Genomic DNA, 23,089 nt, shown 5'->3' with positions numbered 1-23,089 from the left:
CAACGGAGCCAGGCATGAACTTTCACCATTTGCAGTATTGGCAACAACGGGCGCAGGCCCTGAAGATTGAGCACCAGCTGTTTATCGACGGCCGCTACCAGCCGGCCGCCGCGGGGAAACGTTTCGCCGTGGAAGATCCCGCCGGCCGCCGCGAGCTGGCGCAGGTCGCGCGCGGCGAAGCCGCCGACATCGATCGGGCGGTCAGCGCGGCGCGCGCCGCCTTTGAACGCGGCGACTGGGCCCAGGCCGCCCCGGCGCAGCGCAAAACCACGCTGCTGCGCTTCGCCGATCTGATGGAACAGCATCATGAAGAGCTGGCGCTGCTGGAAACGCTGGACACCGGCAAACCCATTCGTCACAGCCTGCGCGACGACGTGCCGGGCGCCATCCGCTGCATCCGCTGGTACGCCGAAGCGATCGATAAGGTGTACGGCGAAATCGCCCCCACCGGTCGCGAGGCGCTGGCGCTGATCGAGCGCGAGCCGATCGGCGTGGTCGGCGCCATCGTGCCCTGGAACTTCCCGCTGCTGCTGGCCTGCTGGAAACTCGGCCCGGCGCTGGCCGCCGGCAACAGCGTGGTGCTTAAACCCTCCGAAAAATCGCCGCTGAGCGCCATCCTGCTCGGCAAATTGGCTCAGCAGGCCGGACTGCCGGACGGCGTGCTGAACGTGGTGCCCGGCTATGGCCACGACGCCGGCAAGGCGCTGGCGCTGCACCGCGACGTCGACGCCCTCACCTTTACCGGCTCCACCCTGGTGGCGAAACAGCTGATGATTTACGCCGGCGAATCGAACATGAAGCGCGTCTGGCTGGAGGCCGGCGGCAAAAGCGCCAACATCGTCTTCGCCGACTGCCCGGATCTGGATCAGGCCGCCCGCAGCGCCGCCGCCGGCATCTTCTATAATCAGGGGCAGGTATGCATCGCCGGCACTCGCCTGCTGGTCGAAGCGAGCATTGAGCAAGCGTTCCTGCAGGCGCTGCGCAAACACGCGGCGACCTTCATGCCCGGCGATCCGCTCGATCCCGACACGGTGATGGGCACGCTGATCGACAGCGGCCACTGCGAGAAAGTGGCCGGCTATATCGATCGGGGGCTGAGCCAGGGCGCCGCGCTGTTCCTCGACGGGCGCGACCATCCGCAGGGCGACCACGCCGGCTATCTGGGGCCGACCATCCTCACCCAGGTGGACAATGCCATGAGCGTGGCGCGCGATGAAATCTTCGGCCCGGTGTTGGCGGTGACCGCCTTCGACGACGAGCAACAGGCGCTGCAGCTGGCCAACGACAGCGACTACGGCCTCGGCGCCGCGGTCTGGACCCGCGATCTGGCGCGCGCGCACCGCATGGCGCGCCAACTGAAGGCCGGCACGGTGTTCGTCAACAACTACAACGACGGCGATATGACCGTGCCGTTCGGCGGCTACAAGCAGAGCGGCAACGGCCGCGACAAATCGCTGCATGCGCTGGACAAGTTCACCGAATTGAAAACCACCTGGATCTCGCTGGAATAAGGGCTTATCTCATGACTGAACACGTAAAAAGCTACTATGCGGCCACGGCCAACGCACATCAGCCCTATCCGCAACTGAATGAATCGATCGAATGCGACGTCTGCGTGATCGGCGGCGGCTATACCGGCCTCTCCTCCGCGCTGTTCCTGGTGGAAGCCGGTTACGACGTGGTGGTGCTGGAAGCGGCGCGCATCGGTTTCGGCGCCAGCGGCCGCAACGGCGGCCAGTTGGTCAACTCTTACAGCCGCGACATCGATGTGATTGAAGAGCGTTACGGCGCGGAAAGCGCCCGCCTGCTCGGCAGCATGATGTTCGAAGGCGCGGAGATCATTCGCAGCCGCATCAGCCGCTACGCCATCGACTGCGACTACCGCCCCGGCGGCATCTTCGCCGCCCTGAACAACAAGCAGTTCCATGCGCTGATCGAGCAAAAACGCAACTGGGAGCGCTACGGCAATACCCAGCTTGAGCTGCTCGACGCAGACCGGGTGCGCCAGGAGATCGCCAGCGATCGTTACGTCGGCGCGCTGCTCGATCACAGCGGCGGCCACATCCATCCGCTCAATCTGGCGCTGGGCGAAGCCGAGGCGATCCGCCTGCAGGGCGGGCGCATCTTCGAGCAATCGGCGGTGACGAACATCCGCCACGGCGAACCGGCGCTCATCAGCACCGCCAACGGCCAGGTGAAGGCGCGTTTCGTCATCGTCGCCGGCAACGCCTATCTGGGCGATAAGCTGGAGCCGCGGCTGGCCAAGCGCAGCATGCCGTGCGGCACTCAGGTGGTGACCACTGAACCGCTGGCGCCGGAGATCGCGCAGGCGCTGATCCCGCAGAACTACTGCGTGGAGGACTGCAACTACCTGCTGGATTACTACCGCATCACCGCCGATCATCGCCTGCTGTACGGCGGCGGCGTGGTGTACGGCGCGCGCGATCCGGACGATATCGATAACCTGATCCGGCCGAAGCTGCTGAAGACCTTCCCGCAGCTGAAAGGGGTGCGTATCGACTATCGCTGGACCGGCAACTTCCTGCTGACGCTGTCGCGCATGCCGCAGTTCGGCCGGCTGGAGAATAACGTGTACTACATGCAGGGCTACAGCGGCCACGGCGTGACCTGCACCCATCTGGCGGGCAAGCTGATCGCCGAGCTGATGCGCGGCGACGCCGAACGCTTCGACGCCTTCGCCAAACTGCCGCACCTGCCGTTCTTCGGCGGACGCAATCTGCAGATCCCGTTCACCGCCATCGGCGCGGCCTACTACACGCTGCGCGACCGCATCGGCGTCTAAAAACAACAGGCCCGGTCATCCTGGCCGGGCCTGTGCGTTAACGCTTAGACGATCTTCGGTTGGCCGTCCGAGGCGGTCGCCCCGCCATCGACCGGAATGTTGGCGCCATTGATAAAGCTGGCGTCGTCGCTGGCCAGGAACGCCATCACCGCCGCCACCTCTTCCGGCTCTGCCGCACGCCCCAGCGCGATGCGCTCATTGAACTTGTCGCGGATCTCCTGCGGCCAGCCGTTGGTCATGTTGGTTTTGACCAGGCTCGGGCAGACCGAGTTGATGCGCACGCCGTCACCGCCGTGATCGAGCGCCATGGCGCGCGTCAGGTTGACCACCGCGCCTTTCGCCGCGCAGTAATAGGCCGCGCCCCAGTCGCCGCCCAGGCCGGACACCGACGCGGTATTGACGATGCAGCCCTTGGTCTTCAGCAGGTGCGGCAAGGCGAATTTGGAGCAGAACACCACGCCGTCAATATCAACCCCGGCGATGCGACGCCAGTCGTCGATGCTGGTTTCCAGCACGCTGCCCGCCACATGCACGCCGGCATTGTTCAGCAAGACGTCGATGCGGCCCAGTTTTTCCGCCACCTCGTTCATCATTTTTTCAACCGCGACGTGATCGGACACATCGATATGCACCGCCATCGCTCGGCCCTTCGGCAGCGAAGCTGCGACCTTGTCTACCGCTTCCTTGGCCCAGTCGGCCAGCACCACGATCGCGCCCTCGGCTGAGAAACGCCGCGCCGCCGCTTCCCCCATGCCATTGCCTGCACCGGTGATAACCACGACTTTATTGTCAAAACGCATGAGACCTCCTCCATGTGAACGTATTTATATAAGTCATACAAATCTCATTACCCCGAGGATAAGGCGCCCCTCCGCGGAGAGCCAGTCAAAACGTGCGGTTTATTAACCCAAATGAGGTATGGCAGTGATTTCAATGCGCTGGATTAACCTTTATCGGATTTTGGCCAACATATTGATGGAGAAAATAAAATTGCGGTCAGTCACTATTTTTCGGGCGGATTGTCAGCAAGCGGGATTATTGCAGGTATGCGGTTATCTTCACCCAGAGAAAAGCGATACGAATGGAAAACGGCAGCCGCCCGCAGGCGGCCGCGACTATTTTTTCTCGATGGGGACAACCAGCAGATCGACGTTCAGTTCGTTGATCGCCTGGCGCGCCGAAGAAACCAGCCGGCTCCAGACATCGTGGTGGTGGCCGAAGATCACCAGGTCGAACCCTTTTTCCTTCGCCACCCGGTTCAGCTCTTCCGTCAACGCGCCGCGGCTGACGATCACCTCTTCGACCGGATAGGACGACTGCCCTTTGATCGCATTGAGCATATTCTTCACCCGCTCCGAAAATGTGCGATCGGTGTAGTTGTAATCTCCCACGCCCAGATCGACGTAATAACCGGCGCGATGAATGTCGATATAGATCAGGGAAAGTTTGGCATTGAGCGCGGCGGCCAGTCTGGCGCCCTTGCCCAGCAGGAACTCGGCGTCTTCGCTGAGATCCGTGGCGACAACGATATGCCGATAAGCCATGATGGCGGCCCTCCTCGTCAGATCCGTAAACAGGATGGCGCTCCTTGCCGCATGTTTCTCATGCACCTTAAGTTTAGCCCAGCGCCGGCCTCCTCGCCTGCTGCAGTGTCGTTCCATTTATGGAACGATGCATCCCGACTTCAGGCTCTACCGGATTTCTCTCTCGGCTCTACACTGTATGCAAGTGCTGAGTTTCAGCCTTATCAATCAAAGAAGATACCTACTGACCTCACGACGAGAAAAGGAAAACACCATGAGCACTCCAGCCAACTTCAACGGCCAGCGTCCTGTTATTGATGCTAATGACGCAGTCATGCTCTTGATTGACCACCAGAGCGGCCTGTTCCAGACCGTCGCCGATATGCCGATGACCGAACTGCGCGCCCGCGCCGCCGCCCTGGCCAGCATCGCCACCCTAAGCAAACTGCCGGTGATCACCACCGCCTCGGTACCGCAGGGCCCCAACGGCCCGCTGATCCCGGAAATTCACCAGAATGCGCCGCACGCGCAATACGTCGCCCGTAAAGGGGAAATCAACGCCTGGGACAACCCGGACTTTGTGGCGGCGGTCAAGGCCACCGGCCGAAAGACCCTGATCATCGCCGGCACCATCACCAGCGTCTGCATGGCCTTCCCGTCCATCAGCGCAGTGGCCGAAGGCTATAAAGTTTTCGCGGTGATCGACGCCTCCGGCACCTACTCAAAAATGGCGCAGGAAATCACCCTGGCGCGCGTGGTGCAGGCCGGCGTGGTGCCGATCGACACCGCCGGAGTGGCCTCGGAGCTGCAGGGCAGCTGGAACCGCGCCGACGCTCAGCAATGGGCCGAGGTTTACACCAAAATCTTCCCAGCCTATCAGTTGCTGATCGAGAGCTACCTCAAGGCGCAGGACGTGGTGAAAAACAACGAACTGCTGGACTCGCAGCGTTAAGATCGCGGGCATAAAAAACCCCGGCCAAGGCCGGGGCTATTAATCGTGTGCCGGTGACTTTCCCGGCTGTCATGTTATGGCGTAAGCGTCCATCCCACACTCCAACATTACGCAGCCTAAGCGCGACTTTTTCACAACAGAAAAATAGACTGAAACGCGGCGTTATTAATTCTGCGGCAATCTGTTTTTCTGTTGCCAATAATCATTAATTATTGGACGTCATCGAGGAATCGAACCCCAGTCCGCCAACGAATAATTTCGCTGCCGCTCTTCCTGCTGAGCTAATGACGTATCGAGAAAGACTCCGGGCAAACCCGGAGTTTATTCAGGCTGAGGATTTCATTGCTTAACTGCTCCGGCTTAAACCATCATCGCTGTCGTAAGAAATTGCACCTCGGCCGAAAATTATAACGCGACCACGTTGCCGGCAGAAGGCCCCTTCATGCCATTTTCGATAGTGAACTCAACCTGTTGGCCTTCGTCCAGCGTTTTGAAATCGTTGCTCTGGATAGCGGAGAAGTGTACAAACACGTCTTTGCCACCGTCTGCCGGGGTGATAAAGCCAAAGCCTTTACCTGCATCAAACCATTTTACCAAACCCGTCATTTTATTGGTCATAGAGATATTTCCTTTATATTTTTGCGACGCCATAGGGCGATAGAGGTCTGTTTTTATTGGAAACTTATGGGGCACTAGAGAAGAGAATTCGCGGAAGAAGAGGTATCTGAGGGATATCGCTAATACTGAGAACTGCTTTACTAAAACTGCTTTCATAAGGTCTGAACTACAAACCGATGACGCTATTTACACACAGCTAAATTATTTAAGCAAGATATATTTTAAATTATATTCATATGGCTCATAAATTTATTACCGCAAAGGACCGCCTGCATCTGCCGCCAGCTCAGGGTTATCTGCGCGGCGTTCGGGGTGAAAAATAACGAACGATTGGACTCGCCGCGCCGGGGCCGATCATGAACGCGCAAACAGCCGCCGATTCCGCGTTCTGCTCTTCCCTTCACGCGAAACCACTCCCTGCTATAACACTGAAGAAAACCGCTTAATCGTCATGAAAGAGAAACAAAAGCTTAATAAATCAATCTGTTCTCGACACTGGTGCATTATCGTTGTTAGGATAATTATTTTACTTTACAGGAAATGACCTCAAGGATGGCTATGATGGGCAAAAGAACACTGACGCTAGCTGCACTGACGCTCAGTTTGGCAGGCTGCCAGCCGGCACCACCAAGCTATGTGGAAAACGCGAATGCCTTGATTGCCAAACAAATCAGCGCAATTAGCCCGCAAACGGCGCAGTGTAAATTTGCCCAAGACGGGCACTATTGGATTTCGGCTTGCTCATTGGGTAACGCGCGCGACACGCCGGTGTTCGCCCTGTTCGAACAGGAAGGCGTCATGCAGGCCAACGACAATCTGGCGATCGCCGTCGTGCCGCTCAACGAGCAGGCTCGCCACCTCTCACAGGATCCCCGCTTCACTATCCCGGTAATGCAACGCCGTATTCCCGTGGACGCAGAGAAAGCCTCCAATCGCTTATTTGCCCAACCGTCGCGTTAGCCATTCCCTTAGCCGATGATTGCGATCCCCAGCCGCTCCAGCAGCTGCGCGGCCTGGTGGCTGTCCATTTTGACGCCCTGCAGATCGGTGGTACGCAAATCCAACTCGCCCAGTTCCGCGTTGCTCAAATCACACTGGGTGACATCGGCGGCACGCCAGTCGAAACCGGAGAATTCGCCGCCGGACAGATCGGAACCGCTGAAACTGGCGCCGAGCACCTGCGCGCCGTGCCAGCGGTTTTCCCACAGCTCGCATTTCTCCAGCACCACCTTGGCGAAGTTGGCATAGCTCAGGTTGCTTTTGGTGATATAGGCGCTGCAAAACCAGGTGCGGCTGGTGATCATGTTCATAAAGCTGGCACCGCGAAAATCGGCGCCCTGCGCGCGGCATTCGCGGATCTCCACCCCCAGAGCGCTGGCATGGCGGAAGTCGGCCATCGACAAATCGCAGCTTCTGAAGCTGGCGTCTTTCAGTATCGCGCGGCTGAAATTGCCGCCCTGTCGGCTGTCGCGATCGTAAAACTGGCAGCCGATAAACTCGGTACCGGTCAGATCGGCGCCCGAAAAATCGCACAGCATAAAGCTGCCGTTTTCAATCTTCTCGCCGGTAAAGCGGTTACGGTCAATCTTTTCACCCTTCAACATCAGACTCATCGCAGCACACCTGTTTATTTATACAGTCAGTGCGCATTTAATCCTATTCCGGCGCGGTTGGCAATCGCCGTCGATCAGCGGCCATCCGCCGCGGCCGGTTTGAACGCCACCTTGACGATACTGAACGTCTTGGTACTTTCCGCCTGAGCGACGTCGGCAAACAGCCGGGGGTAACGGGAGTTAACGACCCACACCTCGCCATCCCGCAGCGCGGCGCCGGTCGGCCCATCCAATCCCGGCGGCGCGGCGACCGCGGCGATACGCGCGCTGGCCCAGCCGTCGGCCGAGGAGAGCAGTGACACGTCGCCGGACATGCTCCCCTTTTCATCCGGAAAAGACTGTACGATCACCAATTCATGGGCGTTTTTGAGCCGCAGCCCGTCCGGCCCTTTCAGCCGCTGCGGCAGCCTGATTTCACTGACCGCCGGCGCGTTCTCCAACGTCACCTTCCACAGCAGCCCGCGGGTGTAGTCCGCGGCAATCAGGTAGCCATCCGGGTGATACACCACGCCATTGAGATAAGGCCGCGTGCCCTGCGCAGCGGCGGGTGCGTCGGCCGGCATCAAGCGCGCTGAGCGCACCAAAATCGACGCCTGGCGCGTTCTCCGGTCGATCTTGTAAATCTGCGGCTGGAAGCTGTCGGTCACGTAGATATTGCCCTGCGCGTCGAGCGTCAGATCGTTGGGCAGCGTCAGCCCATGGCTTAGCGATGAAAGATCGTACGTCTGCTGCAGCGCGCCGGTATCGAGATTGAACTCCAGCACCTGCGCCACGCGATTGCGCGTGCCAGCGGCAGAGTTGCGGGACACGCCCACGTCTTCGTTGCACACCAGCACCCGGTTGCGCTCGGCGTCCACCAGCATGCCGGAGGTGGTGATAAGCCCCTTGCCGGTGGAAAACCGCCGATAGCGGCCATCCGGGTAGACCAGGCCAAGCTGCCCGCCGCGCAGAGAGGAAATCAGGAACGCACCGGCGCGTGCATTCCAGGCGATGCCCTCAGGGTAGGCGCCGGCGGGGTCCGGCGAAAACTCGATGCGTTGCGTGGCCTGCGCCTGCATAACGCCGCTGAACAACAGCGCTGCGCCGGCCAACTGGGTGACGCGTCGGCGGCGCGGCAATAAGAAAGAAAAGAAGCTGAAGCGGAACATGAGCATGACCCTGATGAGGACTCGGATCGCTAGAGTAGGATCGCGCCGCTCACGGCACCAGCCGGGAAAAAGGCAATGCGCCACTAAAAAAATCGCAGTAATCAGCGCAAAAAAACCGCCCGAGACGGGCGGTTGACGTGACGGCGAACCGTTACTTCAGGGCTTCCTGAATGGCGTCGGCCATCGGGCCGATGTGCTTTTCCGCCGCCTTCAGCTGGAAGTCCACGCCGTTGCCGTCGTTGGTATCCGACAGCGTGGCCTTGATCAGTTCCAGCGCCGCCTGCACCGCCACCAGCCGTTTGTGCTGTTCGTCCGTGACCGGTTCGGCGCCCATATTGGCCGGATAGTAATGTTCTAACATCGCGATCTCCTTTTGATGACGTTAACCTCTAACCTACCAGAAAACCGTGCATTTACTAAGGAAACCAGGCCGGGCGCGGCCGAGTGACGATAAATTGCACTATACTGGGCAAACACTCTCCCCTGTTACAGGATCATCGCCATGTCATTCCAGGGAAGCTGCCACTGCGGCGCCGTCACCTTTACCGTGGACGCCGAACTGCCGACCGAAGCCCTCAGCTGCAACTGTTCGATTTGCCGCCGCAAAGGGCTGCTGCTGTCGTTCTTCCCCATCAGCGCTTTCACGCTCAACAGCGGTCAGGACCAGCTAAGCACCTACACTTTCAATCACCACAGGATCCGCCATCAGTTCTGCCGAGTCTGCGGAGCCCAGCCCTTCGCCTACGGCACCGCGCCAGACGGCGCCGCGATGTGCGCCGTTAACCTGCGTTGCGTGCCGGACGTCGCGCTGGATGCGTTACAGATCCACAGCTACGACGGGGCCAGCGTCTGAGCGAATCGCTCGCTCAGTCGAAGGCGACCCAGCCGGCGTCGGTTTCGGCGGATTGCACGCAGCGCGCCACCCACTTCACGCCCAGCGCGCCGGCCTGCACGTCCGGGTACCAGAAGTCGGCCAGGAAGGCTGCGCCGCGCCGATCGGTGGCGTCCATCGCCAGCGCGAAGCGGCGGTAGAGATTCGACCAGGCTTCAAACAGCCCCTCCGCATGGCCGCCGCCGATGCGATCGTCCGCCAGCGCCGACGCGGCGAGATACGGCATGCCGCGCTCCAGGATCCGCACCGGCTCGCCCTGCACTTCGAAGCGCAGCTGATTGGGTTGTTCATCCCACCACTCCAGGCTGGCCTTTTCACCGACAATGCGCACCTTTTGGCCGTGCATCGAACCGCAGTTGACCGCCGAAGCCCACACGGAGCCGACGGCGCCGTTGTGATACTCCATCAGCACATAGGCATTGTCTTCCAACGGCGCGCGCGACGGCACAAAGCTTTGCCGGCTGCAGATCAGCCGCCGGATCTTCAACTGCGGCGCCATGGTTTCCGCCAGGAACAGCGTGTGGGTTGCCAGATCGCCCAGCACATAGCTGGGGCCGACAAAGCGCGGATCGACCCGCCAGCGAGTGCTGGGATTATCCTGCTCCACCGGCGCGGCGTGAAAGCCGTGGGCGAACTGCATATTCACCAGCCGAATTTCCCCCAGCCGGCCATCGGCAATCATCTGCCGGGCCTGCAAAATCATCTGGTGCCCGGCATAGCCGTAGGTCACGCCGATGACTTTGCGCTGCCGCTCGCACAGCGCCGCCAGCGCCTGCGCCTCTTCGACGCTGAAACACAGCGGCTTCTCGCATACCACGTGCAATCCCGCCTCCAGCGCCGCCCGGCAAATGGCGTAATGGGTGTTGTTCGGCGTGGCGATCGAGACCGCTTCGATGCCGTCCGCCCGCGCGGCTTCGGCGCGGAACATCTCGGCATAATCCGCATAACAGCGCTCCGCCGCCACACCCAGACTCCGGCCAAAATCACACCCGCGTTCGGCGTCAATGTCGAACGCGCCGGCCAACAGAGTAAACGCGCCGTCGCGCAAGGCCGCCGAACGGTGGATGTAACCGATCTGGCTGGTGCCACCGCCGCCGACCATGCCCCAGCGCAACGATCTCGCCAAAGGTTTGCTGCCGTTGATCATCGTGTTTCTCCTGATTAAAAGCCGAGGCCGCGCAAGTAGCGCAAGCTGGCGGCGACGTCCTGCAGGCTGCCCTGCACATTGCGCGGATCGCGCTCCTGCTCGATAGTGATCCAGCCCCGATATCCGCGCTCGGCCAACAACGCACGCAACTGCGGATAATCGATCGCCCCGCTGCCCAACGGGCACATGACGCCCTCGGCGCAGGCGGTGAAAAAATCGACGCCGCGCGCCAGCACCTCGCGGAACACCTGCGGATCGACGTCTTTGAAGTGCAGGTAATCAAGACGATCAAAGTGCTTGCACAGCCAGGCAGCCGGGTCCAGCCCGGCGTAATACAGATGGCCGGTATCCAGGCACAATCCGGCGGTGTGATGCGGAATGTCCGCCGCCAACCGGTCGATTTCGTCGGCGAACTCGATGCAGCCGCCGGCGTGCGGATGCACCACCGGCCGCACACCGTATTCCCGCCAGGCCAGTTCGCTGATGCGCGTAATGTGCCCGACCATCCTCTGCCACTCCCCCTGCGACAAACGCGGCGCTAAATCTGAACGCCCGGCGAACCTGGCGCGTTGCGGATTGCCGAAATCGATAATCACCAAGAACGGCGGCGCGGCGCGATCGCCCTCGGTCGGCTCCGCCCTGGGCGCCCGCGAGAGGTTGCGGCATATCCGATGAGTCAGGGCCAGCAGGCGCTCAATGTTCGCCTCGCTGACCAGATCGTCAAAAATCGTGCCGGCCACCAGCGACAGGCGATGCTGCTCCAGCGCGGCACACAGCGCCTCGCTCTGCGTCGGCAGATAGCCCCACGGCCCCAGCTCGATGCTGCGGTAGCCGGCCGCCGACGCTTCTTGCAGAACCGTGGCATAGTGCGGCAAATGGGGGTTGTTCGGATCATCCACGCCCCAACTGCAGGGCGCATTGGCGATAGGCAAAGTCATGGCGACGGCTCCTTTTTTGCGGGGAATGCCGGCAGTATCAAACAAAAATTCCAAAACCATCAATAATGAAAATTTTATTTTTTGATAGAGATCGCGCTATTTTTGATAAATTATTTGATATTTTTCAATCAAATTCAGGCAGCGCCTGGCTGCGCCCTAACCTCGGCGAACACCACTCAGCGGCCGTCAGAGGTTTTCTTTGGTGATCACATCGAAGCGATTAATGATGTGGCGTAATCCCGGTTGTTCATCGGCGGCGAGTAACGTCTCGACGATCGTGGCGGCCAATGCGGGAATGCGGTGGCACAGCAGCAGATCCACCGTGCCGTCGAGCAGCGCCATTTCACCGCCCTGCACCGGGCCGTGGCACACCAGCGTGATGTCGCGCTGCCGGCCGCTCTCTCGCAACGCCTGAATAATGCCCTCCACACCGCCGCTCGGCGCGTAAAGCGCCGCCAGTTCCGGGTGGTTCGCCAGCAGTTCACGCGTGACCCGGCGCGCCGTTTCCGCGTCCTCAAGGCTGCGCACCGGTTCCAGCACACGCTGGCCGCTCATCTGCTCACGCAGGTAGGAGCGAAAACCGATCTCGCAGGCTTCCTGGCAAGTAAAACGGTTGTCGCCGATGATCACGCCGACGTCGCCCTGACGCCGGCACAGACGATCCACCGCCCAGCCGGCGGTGCGGCCCGCTTTTTGATTATCCAGACCGATGTAGCCGGCGCGGCTGGGCACCGATAAATCCGACAGCAGCGCGAAAACGTTGATGCCCGCCTGGGCGACTTCTTCTACGGCATAGTGGATCAGGGGGTGATCCAGCGCCAGCACGCCGATCGCTTCCACCTGGCGGCTCAATTGGCTAATGGCGGCGGCGGTGTCGCCGATGGCATTGAGAGAGTGGAAGATGAACTGCGGCGGCTGACCCGGCTCATGATACGGCGCCGCTTGCGCCATCAGTTCATCAGCCAGTTGCGCATAGAAAGAGTGTTCGCGCCGCAGCAGGATAAACCCCATTTTCAGGCGGCGCTCCGGCCTGCCCAGCACCGCCGACAGGCAGTGGGACTTCTCCAACGCGAACCCCAACTTTTTCGCCGCCTCAATCACCCGGCGCTGGGTGGCGGGCCGCACCGACGCGCGTTGGTTGATCACCCGATCGACGGTGGCGATGCCGACCCGCGCCTCTCTGGCGATGGCCGCCATGGTGGTTTTCTTGCCGCTCATGTTCATCTCCATCAACGATTTGATGGAAAAATATCATAGCCGTTGCCGCCCCTGATGTGACGCCGTTCGCGATTAACGGTAGACGGAGAACTTCTTGGTGAGCGGCTTAAGCTGCTCGGTGTCACCGTAGAGCGCCACCGCCACGAAATCCAGCTGCTCGTAGGGGGTATTGGCGGTGTCGGCGATCTGCTGCTCGGCGGAGTGCGACAGCATGGTGGTGGTGAAGAAGTTGGACAGCACGCCCTCCTCCTTGCATTTGAGGATCAGGTTGCTGAGCTGGCTGCTGTTTTTAGCCTGAAGGATGACGATCGGGTAGTGGCTCATGTTGGCGCTGACGCCGTCGAGACTGCTCGGATAGTGGTGAAACTCACGCTGTTCGATCAGATCGGTGATGCCCGCCGTCAGATGGCAGGAAGCGTTAAACAGCGTGGCCGGTTCGTGATTGCGGTTGAGGATGATATAAAACTTTTTCTCGTTGTCGCTGTACATACTCTTCTCCTTGAATAGACAACCCTTTTTACCCAAGCCAAGGGCGGTTTTCAAGGCGAGATAAGGGCCGCGTCCGGCCCTGTGATAACGTTTCAGCCTCAGATCCCGCCTTCGCCCGGGCCCTGCGGCTGCGCCACCTGATGCAGCACGGTGATGTTCTGCAAAAGCGTGCCGCCGTCGATCGGTTTCATCTGGCCGTCGCGGTCTTTATAGTGCGTCGGCTTGGCGCCATGGAAGAACAGCCCGGCGTTGACCTGTACGCCCAAATAGCCTGCGCTGGCCGGCAGGCGCTGCACGTCGGTCCAGGGGTTGGAAACCGGCACATACTGGAAGCCTTCGCTCGTCTTGGCGTACAGCGGGCGCAGCAGCGTGACAAAGGCCATCATCGGCGACAGCGCTTCTTTAAAGATCTGCACCGGCCGATCGACCGTCATCAAGAAACCCTGCGGCTGTTCCTCAACCGTGTCGAGGCTCAGGCTGCTGCTGATATCGTCACCCCGGCCGCCATAGCTCCATTCAATGGCCGGCGCCCCACTCTCGTTCATCATCTCTGACATACACTGCTCCTTATAAAATGAATTCAACACGCCTGCTGCGTGCCGGAACAGTAAACCGCTGCGGGGGGACCCGCGTCCACGCCGGGCGGCACGCTGGCGAACCAAACAACGAGGCGCGCAAAATAAAGCTCGAAATGAACAGTTTCCCCACGTGATAGCGCAGCATTTGAACGGCCTTTGCCGTAGCGCAGAGGCATAGTGATGGCGTTGCCGCCACCGGAGAGTGTTATGACCGCGATTAAACCGGACGCCATCGACCGCGTTCTCCCCGCCGCCACGCCCTGGCTGGCCGTCATCAACGTGCTGTTCGCCGGCATCGCGGCGGCGCTGCACGTGGGTAAGGCCACTATCGCGTTGCCGGCGCTGCAGGCCGAGTTTGGCCGTTCACTGGAGACGCTAAGCTGGGTCATTTCGGCCTTTCCTTTCGTCGGGGTGTTCGGCGGCATCGCCGCCGGACTGCTGGTACGCCGCTGGGGCGATCGGCGCCTGCTGGCGTTCGGGCTGCTGATCATCAGCGCCGCCAGCTTCGCCGGCGCCACGCTGCACGACTTCAGCGGGTTGATTGTCAGCCGCTTTGTCGAAGGCCTCGGCTTCGTGATCGTGGTGGTCGCCTCGCCGGCGGTGCTGAACCGCATCGTCGCCCCGGCGCAGCGCAACCTGGTGTTCGGCATCTGGAGCACCTTCATGCCGGCGGGCATCGCCATTTCACTGTTTTTCGGCCCCCATCTCGCCGGTTGGCAACAGAGTTGGCAGGCCGGTGCGGCGTTGACGCTGCTGGCCGCCCTGCTGCTGCCGCTGACCACATCCCGCCGCGCCGCCGAGGCGCACGTTCCGCCGTCGCCGCTGCGGCAAGCGCTGGGCGCGATGCTGCGGGCGCGCCAGCCGCTGTTGCTGGCGCTGATGTTCACCGCTTACAACCTGCAGTTTTTCTCGGTGATGACCTTTTTGCCGATCTTTCTGATGCAGCGCATCGGCCTGTCGCTCGCGGCCGCCGGCGGCATCAGCGCGGCGGCGGTGGCGGCCAACATCATCGGCAACCTCGCCGCCGGCGTGCTGCTGTCGCGCGGGCTGCCCGCCAGAACGCTGCTCGCCGCCACCAGCCTGTTGATCGGGGTCTTCGGCGTCGGCATTTTCCTGCCGATGACGCCCAACGGCCTGCTTATCCCGCTGTGCTTCCTGTTCTGCGCCATCGCCGGCATGCTGCCCGCCACCATTCTGGCCGCCACGCCGGCGGCGACGCCGGAACCGACGCTGCTGCCGCTGAGCCTCGGGCTGGTGATGCAGGGAAACTACCTCGGCCAGGTGATCGGCCCGGTCGCGCTGAGCGCCATCGTGGCCGCGGCCGGCTGGGCGGCCCCGGCGTGGCTGGTGCTCGCGGCGGCGGTGTCAGGAGCCGTATTGGCGCTGGCGGCTACGCTTCCGTCAGGAAATCGATGAATTTCCGCACCTTCAGCGGGACAAAGCGCGCATAAGGGTAAAGCAGGATGAAGGGGCGCGAGGCGCCGGCATAATCTTTCAAAACCTCGACCAGCGCCCCGTTGCTCAACTCTTGTTCGACGGTAAAGCGATACACCTGCATCAGTCCGGCGCCGCTTTTCACCAGCGTCAGCGTAGCGAGGTAATCTTCCTGGCAAAGCCAGCGTCCGGCAGTGTCCACTTTGCTATTTTCGCCCTGAATCTTAAACGTCCAGGCGGTTTTTCTGCCGGTGCTGGGCAACGCATACTGAATGCAATCGTGCCGGGCCAGATCCGCCGATGCGGTGCTGTATCTGACCGACGCCAATTTCGTTACCGGCGCGGCGCTCGTGGTTGACGGCGGCGCCACCGCCGGGGTCTGGTGAAACCGGGGGAAAACGCCATGCCATACGTCAACATTAAAGTGACCGACGAAGGGGTCAGCGCCGCGCAAAAGCGCATGCTGATCGAGGGAGCCACCACGCTGCTGGAGCGGGTGCTGAATAAGCCACGCCACACCACTTTCGTGGTGATTGACGAGGTGGCCACCGACAACTGGGGCGTCGGCGGAGAGAGCGTCACCGCCCTGCGCGCCAAAGAACGAGGCGAATAACGGATGATTGATGCTGTGAGTCTCGTGTCGTAGGGTACAGCCGCTCATTATCGTTATCGGGCCTGCATGATGAGACCAAGCACGCTTAGCGCGAAGGATAAGGCCAGTGGTGATCAAGGCCCGATAATGACAAGGCGCCGGTAGTGGCAAGATAAACCAGCACGCCGGCGAAAGCGATCAGCAGCACCTTTTCGATAACGGCAAGTCGTTTGTGTTCAGTCATTTGCATACTCCTTCGTGATATCGGGCGAACGGCCGCCCTCCTAAAAACTAGGAAAGCCTGGCGCAGGCGGCAAGTGCGGCTCACAAAATGAAACACAATCGATAAATTTATTTAATTATTTAGCCCTCTTTCTTTTCTCTCGCCGCCGCCTGTTCACCGTGCGGCGCCCGCCTTGCCCTTAATAACCCTATGGAATACGCTACTAAAAATCCCCTACCGGTTAAGCAAAGGTGATGATAGTGTTGTTTTCATTCAGTTCATCTATGCTGAAAATTCATCTTTTGAGGGACGACTATGATGTCTAAAGGCATTTCCAAAGGATTCTTTATTCTGATCCTGTTCATCGTTACCGCCGCCTTTCTCGACGTGCTGGGGCCTTATTACTCCTCGGTGCTGTGGGCGGTTATTCTGGCGGTGATTTTCCATCCGGTGAAAAAGAAGTTGAAGCAGTACGTCGGCGAACGCAACGGCGTGGTGTCGCTGCTGACGGTGGTGCTGATCTGCCTGATCGTGTTCACGCCGTTGGCGATCATCGCCTCGTCGCTGGCGATGGAATTCAACGTGATCTACACCAAGCTGCAGACCAACAACAGCCAATTACCGACCATGCTAGCGGACTTTATGCGCCACCTGCCCGGCTGGGCGCAGCGCTTCCTGGCGGAGCATAACCTCAACAGCGCCGCCGAGATCCAAAAGCAGCTTTCCGAGGTGGCGCTCAAGGGCGGGCAATATCTGGCGGGCAGCGTGTTCCTGATCGGCAAGGGCACCTTCAACTTCGTCGTCGGTTTCGGCGTGATGCTCTACCTGCTGTTCTTCCTGCTGAAAGACGGCCCCTATCTGGTGAACCTGGCGCTCGAAGCGCTGCCGCTCTCCCAGCACGTGAAACACCACCTGTTCGTGAAGTTCGCCGCCGTTTCCCGCGCCACCGTCAAGGGCACGGTGGTGGTCGCCGTGGTGCAAGGCGCGCTCGGCGGGCTGGCGTTTTACTTTACCGGCATCGACGGCAGCCTGCTGTGGGGCGCGCTGATGGCGTTCCTGTCGATCATCCCGGCCGTGGGCTCCGCCATCATCTGGGTGCCGGCGGTGATCTACTTCTTCGCCACCGGCATGCTGTGGAAAGCCATTTTCCTGGTAGTGTTCTTCGTGGTGGTGATCGGCCTGGTGGACAACATCCTGCGCCCGCTGCTGGTGGGCAAAGACACCAAAATGCCGGACTACCTGATCCTGATCTCCACCCTGGGCGGCATGGAGATTTACGGCATCAACGGCTTCGTCATCGGCCCCTTGATCGCCGCGCTGTTCATCGCCTGCTGGAACATCCTGTCCGGCCGCGACAGCGAGGATAACATCGAAGAGATCGACGAAGAGTTTATCGAGGAAGGCAAAAACCATCCCGACGCGCTGGAGTAAACCTCCCGCAGCGAATCACGCAGGGGCCCGTTTGGGCCCCTTTTTTTTGTCTGTGGTATCCTTGCCAGGCTCACAAGGAAGAACGGGTTTCGTTATGCTTATTTTCTACGCCACGCTGGCCATCGCCTTCACCCTGCTGTGCCTGCTGGCCTTTATCTCTTGCGCTTACCAGCTTTCGAAGCACGGCGACGTCAAATTTTTGGCCTCGCTTTCGGTGCTGATCTTCGCGCTGCTGGCCTTCTATGCCGCTTATGGCTACGTCAGCACCTGGCTGCAACAGCAGGCGGTCGATGTCCGGTTGTATTAGCGCAGCGGGATAAAAAAGACCTGCTCCGGATCGCCGTCATCGAGATTGTCAATCTGGCCGCTGGCGACAAATCCGGCGTTCAGCAGCAGCCGCTGCATCGGCAGGTTGGAACGATTGGTGGAAGTGAACAGCTTCGGGTTTCGGCAATGGGACTTCAATGCCGTAATCAACGCCTGCCCGACGCCCCGGCGGCGATAGCGCTCGCCGACCATCAGCATCTCGATAAAGCCGCAGCCGAAGAAATGATAGTGCAATACGCCATAGCCCATCACCACGTCCTGTTCCTTGGCAAGATAGCACTCCCCCTGCCCGCACCAGGCCCGGATCTGCGCCGCGCGCTGCGGTTCGTGTTCGGCGACGCTGTCGAGGGCGATCAGGGCTGCGACATCGCTGTCAGTGGCCTGGCGAACAAACATGTTTTAATCCTCATGCTGATGGATACGGCGACACCGCTTCAACGAAACGGCAACCGAAGCGGGATAACTTTTACATCCCCGCCGAATTTTGTAATCCTATTATAGAGTTACTAAAACACACGCCAAGGAAGGAAAGCTTTTCCCGATGAGAATACCGCAAATCTCCGCCGCCCTGCTGTTTACCCTGCTGCTGGCGGGCTGCCAGTTCCACAAAACCGTGTTCCCGCCGCCGTATATCGGCACCCCGCAAGAGATCAGCACCTACGAAGTGAAAGGGCTGACGTTCGTCACCACCGTCACCTTCAGCGGCCTATTCGCCGAAGATCTGGTGCGCGAATACGCACAGAAACATCACTACCGCTATTACGTGGTAACGATGCGCAGCAACGGTTTTAAAGATCGGGCCGAGCGCGTGAGCGCGATGATGTATCGGTAAGAGCCCCGGCTCTGATTTGGCAAACCTGCATCAGGGCACAGTTTCAAACCCCCACTTCACTCGATGCCGTTGCAGGTATGCTCTGTTCTTTTCAGACAACCCGCTAATATTGGCGTCCAACGGGATCCTCAGCTCACATAGCAAACCGCTCATCGTCCGTGAATACAGCAAACGTCCGTCATCGGCAAAACTGATCATGCCACGATCGAACAGCTTGTCCAGATTGGGGATTAACGGCAAACCATTGTGCGGATCCACTTTTTCTTCTGGGGTCGCAATCGACCAGGCAACGATGTGAGAGGCAATGAGAATGGACGGCTCCGCAATCCCCGTGACGGCGCACCGGTTTCCCCACCGCTTAAACATTTTATCGCGATAGGGACCATGCCCAATCCGCGCCTGAATCACCCTTTCTTGCTCACCACCGACCTCTCTGGTGATTTCGACGGTATCCGCATGGAAGTTGATAGAGAGATTTTCCGAGAGAAAACCGGCGATCAACGCGGCTGCCGGCGCGGGGATCTCGCACATATAGTTTTCGGTGCATCCGCCTTTCTTATTAAAAACGCGCGGAAGGCAAGCCTGGTTGTGCATGCGTGTGAACGCTTGATTAAAAAGGGAAACATCAATAGGTAGTTCAAGACGCGTCAGTTCCAAATCGACTTGGGTACCCGCAATATGCGGCGGTCCCGCGACCCGATGCTCAGGCCGCGGTGCAGAGTAAGCATCGCGTACCGCTGTCGCCACGCCGATGATCTTCCTACCCTTGTGGCAAAAAATCAGGTCACCCTCTTTGACTTTTTTGACCGTTTCCCACCCGGCAGGTTTAAACATGTTCCCAGTCTTATTTATTCCATATTGCGGCGCCCACAGGAATTCGCCCTTAAAAACTTCCGCGACGCTGCCACCAATGTTGACCCAGAAAAAACGCATGGCCACTCTTTTATAATCAGGATTTTTAAGGGTTATCGTCACCCTTCATCAAGGGCTTTAGTGATTCTCACCAATTAACGCAGGGTGACGGCAATAAAAAATCCCGGCCTTGACCGGGATAGCGTTGCACGGAAACAGCGTTGTTTATTCACTGCGGGCGAAATTCCAACGCGCTGCTTTTGACCGCTTCGTAAACCGCGGCCGTAGGCGGCTTAGGCAGACGCGCATTGGTGATTGCCTTGATCGCGGCCTGGCAAAGTTCCGGTTCCCCTTGCTCAGCCCGAATGCTGATCAGCATACCGTCCGGCGCCAGCTTGATGCTCAATGTGCAACGCTTGCCTGAGTAGGCCTCGGCATCTTTCAAATGGCTTTGAATCGCGGCCTGCAACTGGGCGATATAGTGTTCTTTCTCTTTTCCCGGTGCCGGCGTCTTTGGGTCGCCAAGGTTGGTGAAAAGATCGTCAACCTCTTTATTTACCGGATCGGTTTGGCTGGGGGCCGTGCTCTTGGCACACCCCGTTAATGCCAGCGCGGTCATCGCCGCCAATACTGTAGCAACGCCGGTTTTATAGCCTGAATGCGTTATTTTCATATCCCTGTCCTTATGGATGTTGTCAGTTGAAAAACAATAACAATAGCAGCTCAATATTCACAATCGAAAAGTGATGTAAGACTCATAAAAAGCAGCCGTCAGCGTAGAAGACGAGAGTTTCGATGAAACAGCCCTCTCCCTTAAGGTTAAACGCATATTTTCTTCACATGTCAAATACACTCTCAATTTAAAAAAATGAAAAAAATGTATATAGCGATAAGGCACATCAATCCCCATTAACAATCAACATACTGAAATTATTAATAATTTATACCTTTTCTTTGTTGCGCTTTCGTTTTCGGTCATTAAGCAAAACAATCACATCATGATAATATGCAACAAAAGCCAATATAAATACAGACACGACTATCAAAGCCAGGTAATTACTCTCCCTAAGCCCTTGGATTATTTCTCCAATTGATAGATAACCATGAAGGAAACTGAAGAAAATAAGCATAAATGAAATCAAATTCAGCGCAGATGCTTTGATACAATAACGCTCAAGCTCGCTGGCGATATTGTTCAGACTGGTTAATTTTTTATCCATATCTTTATCTTCGGATATAAATAAGTCGTCTATTATTGCATTCGCATTTTTTAATTCAGCATTAGACGCATGGAATCCATGGAACACGGCACCAATCAATGTAATAAATATCACGATCCCCCATGAAGAAAACACATCCCAGTCAAAGTCAACATGAATACTGGCGTTTAAGTCACCCTTATTGAATGAAAGATCAACAATTTTAAAAACGAATACACATAACGCCATCCAAATAGTCATTATTGCAATTGATAATTGTACTGTTTTTCTGCCTCTATCCAGAGCAGTATTATATCTGTAAAGTATCAAACTAAAATTCATTATGCACCTCTTGATCGTCATTAAAAATTTATGTTAAAGGCAACTATTATCTATAACACTAAACATCAAATTATTTCAAACAAAACAGTTCAATTAGGTATTATTAGAAAATGTAAAAACATGGTGGGTTAAGTTCCTGCATAATCATCTATACCTATATCAAAAAAAAGCCATAGAAACCATATCGGCAAGCCATAACCCATAGAAGATCGATAGTCTATTTTGACCTAAAAATAGACTCCTCAATACTAATAAAAATCATAAAAACGTTAAAATAATACAACCGAAAAATGCCTATATTCAGGTACATTATTTTTCCGAATCATTAACAAGTCACCTTACGGAATTATGTCAATGATTATTACATATGCATCAAGACGAACACGCTGAGATTTGTCTTCCATTAAAACACCGAACGTATTAAATATGCCTAAAGGTAGCACCACGAAGCTCTGAACATTTCAGCAAATTAGCACCTTCTATGCCTCTAACGTCCAGGTAAACCTCACCCCCCAGGTAGTAGAGTGTTAGACTAATCGTCCAGTAGCAAGCTTTCGATTAGTATTGCTAATTTAGCAAAACTGTTTTTGTATTGACTATCCAGACGCACTCATAACCCATTGAATAAAAATAATTATTTAGTTTTTCTTGCTGTTTATCCCTTAGTTCATCTGATATTCTCTGTTTATACTCTATAACCAAGGTAGCGATTATCTCCGATTGTTGGCGGCCAATTTCTTTAGTTCTGCCACCTGGATCTCCCCTTTCCCTGCGTTAAGCAGCTATAATCCAAAAAGTGGAGTTTTTTGAAAACGATAAGGAGGGAGTATGTACAAAACTATTTTGGTTCCCGTGGATATTACCGAGCCGGAATTAACACAGCAGGTCATCCCGCATGTCAACGCGCTCGCCAGGCTCGAAGACTCCCACGTCCATTTCTTGGCGGTGATCCCGTCGCGCGCCACCTATGCCGCTTTCGGCTTTGCCGCCACGGCGGCGATAGAAACCAAAGACGAAATCATTGCGGTAGCAACCGAAGGGCTGGCAAAAGCGGCCAAAGAATTCAGCGTGCCTGAAGATAGAGTGACCACGCACGTTGCCGTCGGCGATCCCAAAGATCAGATCCTGGAGCTCGCCGATGCGCTCAACGCGGAGATTATCGTGATGGGTTCCAACCGCCCTTCTGCCATCACTTATCTCCTCGGCTCCAATGCCACCGCCGTCGTCCGCCACGCCAATTGCCCGGTGCTGGTCGTGCGTGAATCAGCTAACGCCGCGCAGTGAGCCTGTCCGACACCTCACTCATATTTGAACAGTAAAAAAACGGGAGCCCTAAGGCTCCCGTTCTCATTCTAACGCCAAACACCCTTACATGTGTTTAACGATGGCGTCGCCAAACTCTGAACATTTCAGCAGCTTAGCGCCTTCCATCAGGCGTTCGAAGTCGTAGGTCACGGTCTTGGCAGCGATGGCGCCTTCCATGCCTTTAACGATCAGGTCAGCCGCTTCGAACCAGCCCATGTGACGCAGCATTAGATTGCGGCCCAGATCATAACTGATTGAATATAAAAATAAAAATTACATTCAATCTATATTGTTGTATCATTTAAGGCAATTCGTAACTCTTTGATTATAATTAATGTTTATCTAGTTTTGATAATGCCTTTGACTACGCTCACCGTCATGAGGGGTCAGCGCGAAACGGTACACCAGCGGACAGAGGGGCTATCGAGGAAATGCTGCAGGAAGCGTGGGAAAATGCAGATGACTGATTTCAACCATTGCTCAAGTGTATTAACCCAGGCTTGAACTGACACAGCTAGCGCCCAGAGCCAATCTGACAGGCAGCTCGCTGCCAGGAGCGGACTATACTGACAATTTGCGTATTAAATAATGACTGGATAGATTTATATCCATATGTTATCTACTTTTGATGAA

The 23,089-nt window shown here is 57.5% G+C and carries 28 protein-coding genes and 3 pseudogenes; 12 read left to right on the top strand and 19 right to left on the bottom strand.

The genetic code is table 11. The features are described from left to right. The first annotated feature begins 14 nt into the window (after positions 1 to 14). Together puuC and ACJ8PL_RS06490 are read left to right on the top strand one after the other, a co-directional pair. Positions 15 to 1,511, top strand: coding sequence for an aldehyde dehydrogenase PuuC (gene puuC / locus ACJ8PL_RS06495; protein WP_060445309.1), 1,497 nt, complete (start codon positions 15 to 17; stop codon positions 1,509 to 1,511). 11 nt (positions 1,512 to 1,522) lie between these two features. Then, positions 1,523 to 2,803 carry an NAD(P)/FAD-dependent oxidoreductase gene (locus ACJ8PL_RS06490; protein ID WP_016928043.1) on the top strand — a complete coding sequence of 427 codons (1,281 nt, stop codon included), beginning with the start codon at positions 1,523 to 1,525 and terminating at the stop codon, positions 2,801 to 2,803. Between the two features lie 44 nt (positions 2,804 to 2,847). On the opposite strand, the gene ACJ8PL_RS06485 is transcribed toward ACJ8PL_RS06490, so the two are convergent. Together ACJ8PL_RS06485 and ACJ8PL_RS06480 are read right to left on the bottom strand one after the other, a co-directional pair. Then, complete coding sequence (locus ACJ8PL_RS06485; RefSeq protein WP_016928044.1) at positions 2,848 to 3,603, bottom strand: SDR family NAD(P)-dependent oxidoreductase; 756 nt, start codon at positions 3,601 to 3,603, stop codon at positions 2,848 to 2,850. Between the two features lie 315 nt (positions 3,604 to 3,918). After that, positions 3,919 to 4,347, bottom strand: a complete 429-nt coding sequence (locus ACJ8PL_RS06480) for a universal stress protein (RefSeq protein WP_033633267.1) — start codon at positions 4,345 to 4,347, stop codon at positions 3,919 to 3,921. Positions 4,348 to 4,600: 253 nt separating this feature from the next. On the opposite strand from ACJ8PL_RS06480, the gene ACJ8PL_RS06475 reads away from it, so the two are divergent. Further along, positions 4,601 to 5,278 (top strand): isochorismatase family protein, encoded by a 678-nt coding sequence (locus ACJ8PL_RS06475; protein WP_016928046.1) that lies wholly within the window; start codon positions 4,601 to 4,603, stop codon positions 5,276 to 5,278. Between the two features lie 215 nt (positions 5,279 to 5,493). On the opposite strand, the pseudogene ACJ8PL_RS06470 reads toward ACJ8PL_RS06475, so the two are convergent. Both ACJ8PL_RS06470 and cspE read right to left on the bottom strand, forming a co-directional pair. After that, a pseudogene (locus ACJ8PL_RS06470) lies at positions 5,494 to 5,569 on the bottom strand. A gap of 114 nt (positions 5,570 to 5,683) precedes the next feature. Next, positions 5,684 to 5,896, bottom strand: a complete 213-nt coding sequence (gene cspE / locus ACJ8PL_RS06465; protein WP_016928047.1) for a transcription antiterminator/RNA stability regulator CspE — start codon at positions 5,894 to 5,896, stop codon at positions 5,684 to 5,686. 558 nt (positions 5,897 to 6,454) lie between these two features. On the opposite strand from cspE, the gene ACJ8PL_RS06460 reads away from it, so the two are divergent. After that, entirely contained in the window at positions 6,455 to 6,856 is a 402-nt protein-coding gene (locus ACJ8PL_RS06460) for a hypothetical protein (protein WP_033641431.1), read from the top strand. A gap of 8 nt (positions 6,857 to 6,864) precedes the next feature. Here ACJ8PL_RS06460 and ACJ8PL_RS06455 read toward each other — a convergent pair whose 3' ends face one another. The 3 genes from ACJ8PL_RS06455 to ACJ8PL_RS06445 form a co-directional block, all read right to left on the bottom strand. Then, a complete protein-coding gene (locus ACJ8PL_RS06455; RefSeq protein ID WP_015377630.1) occupies positions 6,865 to 7,509 on the bottom strand; it encodes a Qnr family pentapeptide repeat protein in 645 nt (214 codons plus the stop codon). 74 nt (positions 7,510 to 7,583) lie between these two features. After that, positions 7,584 to 8,657 carry an SMP-30/gluconolactonase/LRE family protein gene (locus ACJ8PL_RS06450; RefSeq protein ID WP_442530975.1) on the bottom strand — a complete coding sequence of 358 codons (1,074 nt, stop codon included), beginning with the start codon at positions 8,655 to 8,657 and terminating at the stop codon, positions 7,584 to 7,586. A gap of 151 nt (positions 8,658 to 8,808) precedes the next feature. Next, positions 8,809 to 9,018: a hypothetical protein gene (locus tag ACJ8PL_RS06445; RefSeq protein WP_004941260.1), complete on the bottom strand. Its 210-nt coding sequence runs from the start codon at positions 9,016 to 9,018 to the stop codon at positions 8,809 to 8,811. Positions 9,019 to 9,159: 141 nt separating this feature from the next. Here ACJ8PL_RS06445 and ACJ8PL_RS06440 point away from each other — a divergent pair, with 141 nt between their 5' ends. Next, positions 9,160 to 9,510, top strand: a complete 351-nt coding sequence (locus ACJ8PL_RS06440; protein ID WP_016928050.1) for a GFA family protein — start codon at positions 9,160 to 9,162, stop codon at positions 9,508 to 9,510. Between the two features lie 13 nt (positions 9,511 to 9,523). Here the strand turns inward: ACJ8PL_RS06440 and ACJ8PL_RS06435 are convergent, their stop codons facing one another. From ACJ8PL_RS06435 to ACJ8PL_RS06415, 5 genes are all read right to left on the bottom strand, one after another. Further along, positions 9,524 to 10,696, bottom strand: coding sequence for a Gfo/Idh/MocA family protein (locus ACJ8PL_RS06435; RefSeq protein WP_442530974.1), 1,173 nt, complete (start codon positions 10,694 to 10,696; stop codon positions 9,524 to 9,526). A 14-nt stretch (positions 10,697 to 10,710) separates the two neighbouring features. Beyond that, the gene (locus ACJ8PL_RS06430) at positions 10,711 to 11,634 is read right to left on the bottom strand and encodes a TIM barrel protein (RefSeq protein ID WP_442530973.1); all 924 of its coding nucleotides are present in this window, start codon (positions 11,632 to 11,634) and stop codon (positions 10,711 to 10,713) included. Positions 11,635 to 11,820: 186 nt separating this feature from the next. Beyond that, entirely contained in the window at positions 11,821 to 12,852 is a 1,032-nt protein-coding gene (locus tag ACJ8PL_RS06425; protein WP_397609502.1) for a LacI family DNA-binding transcriptional regulator, read from the bottom strand. Between the two features lie 72 nt (positions 12,853 to 12,924). Further along, positions 12,925 to 13,341 (bottom strand): DUF2000 domain-containing protein, encoded by a 417-nt coding sequence (locus tag ACJ8PL_RS06420; protein ID WP_004941246.1) that lies wholly within the window; start codon positions 13,339 to 13,341, stop codon positions 12,925 to 12,927. A 98-nt stretch (positions 13,342 to 13,439) separates the two neighbouring features. Continuing rightward, complete coding sequence (locus ACJ8PL_RS06415; RefSeq protein ID WP_079449331.1) at positions 13,440 to 13,898, bottom strand: hypothetical protein; 459 nt, start codon at positions 13,896 to 13,898, stop codon at positions 13,440 to 13,442. A gap of 228 nt (positions 13,899 to 14,126) precedes the next feature. On the opposite strand from ACJ8PL_RS06415, the gene ACJ8PL_RS06410 reads away from it, so the two are divergent. Next, a complete protein-coding gene (locus ACJ8PL_RS06410; protein ID WP_079449332.1) occupies positions 14,127 to 15,335 on the top strand; it encodes an MFS transporter in 1,209 nt (402 codons plus the stop codon). Here the strand turns inward: ACJ8PL_RS06410 and ACJ8PL_RS06405 are convergent. After that, a complete protein-coding gene (locus ACJ8PL_RS06405; RefSeq protein ID WP_239441841.1) occupies positions 15,310 to 15,645 on the bottom strand; it encodes a LysR substrate-binding domain-containing protein in 336 nt (111 codons plus the stop codon). The two genes, ACJ8PL_RS06410 and ACJ8PL_RS06405, sit on opposite strands and share 26 nt — an antisense overlap. A gap of 111 nt (positions 15,646 to 15,756) precedes the next feature. Here ACJ8PL_RS06405 and ACJ8PL_RS06400 point away from each other — a divergent pair, with 111 nt between their 5' ends. Next, positions 15,757 to 15,966, top strand: coding sequence for a tautomerase family protein (locus ACJ8PL_RS06400; RefSeq protein ID WP_033633277.1), 210 nt, complete (start codon positions 15,757 to 15,759; stop codon positions 15,964 to 15,966). Positions 15,967 to 16,051: 85 nt separating this feature from the next. On the opposite strand, the gene ACJ8PL_RS06395 is transcribed toward ACJ8PL_RS06400, so the two are convergent. Continuing rightward, positions 16,052 to 16,189, bottom strand: coding sequence for a hypothetical protein (locus ACJ8PL_RS06395; RefSeq protein WP_170913118.1), 138 nt, complete (start codon positions 16,187 to 16,189; stop codon positions 16,052 to 16,054). A 294-nt stretch (positions 16,190 to 16,483) separates the two neighbouring features. Between ACJ8PL_RS06395 and ACJ8PL_RS06390 the strand changes: the two genes are divergently transcribed. Then, positions 16,484 to 17,599, top strand: coding sequence for an AI-2E family transporter (locus tag ACJ8PL_RS06390; RefSeq protein WP_442530971.1), 1,116 nt, complete (start codon positions 16,484 to 16,486; stop codon positions 17,597 to 17,599). 94 nt (positions 17,600 to 17,693) lie between these two features. Next, positions 17,694 to 17,906 carry a hypothetical protein gene (locus ACJ8PL_RS06385; protein ID WP_004941224.1) on the top strand — a complete coding sequence of 71 codons (213 nt, stop codon included), beginning with the start codon at positions 17,694 to 17,696 and terminating at the stop codon, positions 17,904 to 17,906. Here ACJ8PL_RS06385 and ACJ8PL_RS06380 read toward each other — a convergent pair. Further along, a complete protein-coding gene (locus ACJ8PL_RS06380; protein ID WP_016928058.1) occupies positions 17,903 to 18,322 on the bottom strand; it encodes a GNAT family N-acetyltransferase in 420 nt (139 codons plus the stop codon). The genes ACJ8PL_RS06385 and ACJ8PL_RS06380 overlap by 4 nt on opposite strands. A gap of 145 nt (positions 18,323 to 18,467) precedes the next feature. On the opposite strand from ACJ8PL_RS06380, the gene ACJ8PL_RS06375 reads away from it, so the two are divergent. After that, entirely contained in the window at positions 18,468 to 18,758 is a 291-nt protein-coding gene (locus ACJ8PL_RS06375; RefSeq protein ID WP_025302534.1) for a hypothetical protein, read from the top strand. Between the two features lie 30 nt (positions 18,759 to 18,788). Here ACJ8PL_RS06375 and ACJ8PL_RS06370 read toward each other — a convergent pair whose 3' ends face one another. The 3 genes from ACJ8PL_RS06370 to ACJ8PL_RS06360 form a co-directional block, all read right to left on the bottom strand. Continuing rightward, positions 18,789 to 19,691, bottom strand: a complete 903-nt coding sequence (locus ACJ8PL_RS06370) for an HNH endonuclease (protein ID WP_033640596.1) — start codon at positions 19,689 to 19,691, stop codon at positions 18,789 to 18,791. Positions 19,692 to 19,839: 148 nt separating this feature from the next. Next, positions 19,840 to 20,283, bottom strand: a complete 444-nt coding sequence (gene tolA / locus ACJ8PL_RS06365; RefSeq protein ID WP_028128048.1) for a cell envelope integrity protein TolA — start codon at positions 20,281 to 20,283, stop codon at positions 19,840 to 19,842. 268 nt (positions 20,284 to 20,551) lie between these two features. Continuing rightward, positions 20,552 to 21,151: a hypothetical protein gene (locus ACJ8PL_RS06360; protein ID WP_033634277.1), complete on the bottom strand. Its 600-nt coding sequence runs from the start codon at positions 21,149 to 21,151 to the stop codon at positions 20,552 to 20,554. 828 nt (positions 21,152 to 21,979) lie between these two features. On the opposite strand from ACJ8PL_RS06360, the gene uspF reads away from it, so the two are divergent. After that, positions 21,980 to 22,435, top strand: coding sequence for a universal stress protein UspF (gene uspF, locus ACJ8PL_RS06355; RefSeq protein ID WP_016928063.1), 456 nt, complete (start codon positions 21,980 to 21,982; stop codon positions 22,433 to 22,435). A gap of 84 nt (positions 22,436 to 22,519) precedes the next feature. Here uspF and ACJ8PL_RS06350 read toward each other — a convergent pair. Then, positions 22,520 to 22,699, bottom strand: a pseudogene (locus ACJ8PL_RS06350) (isocitrate/isopropylmalate family dehydrogenase); the annotation flags it as partial. A 158-nt stretch (positions 22,700 to 22,857) separates the two neighbouring features. On the opposite strand from ACJ8PL_RS06350, the pseudogene ACJ8PL_RS06345 reads away from it, so the two are divergent. Further along, a pseudogene (locus tag ACJ8PL_RS06345) lies at positions 22,858 to 22,923 on the top strand (DinI-like family protein); the annotation flags it as partial. Positions 22,924 to 23,089 lie beyond the last annotated feature (166 nt).

This window comes from Serratia sp. CY83965 (assembly GCF_052166375.1).
GTDB classification, from domain to species: Bacteria; Pseudomonadota; Gammaproteobacteria; order Enterobacterales; family Enterobacteriaceae; genus Serratia; species Serratia marcescens.
This window is presented reverse-complemented; position numbering and strand designations above follow the sequence as displayed.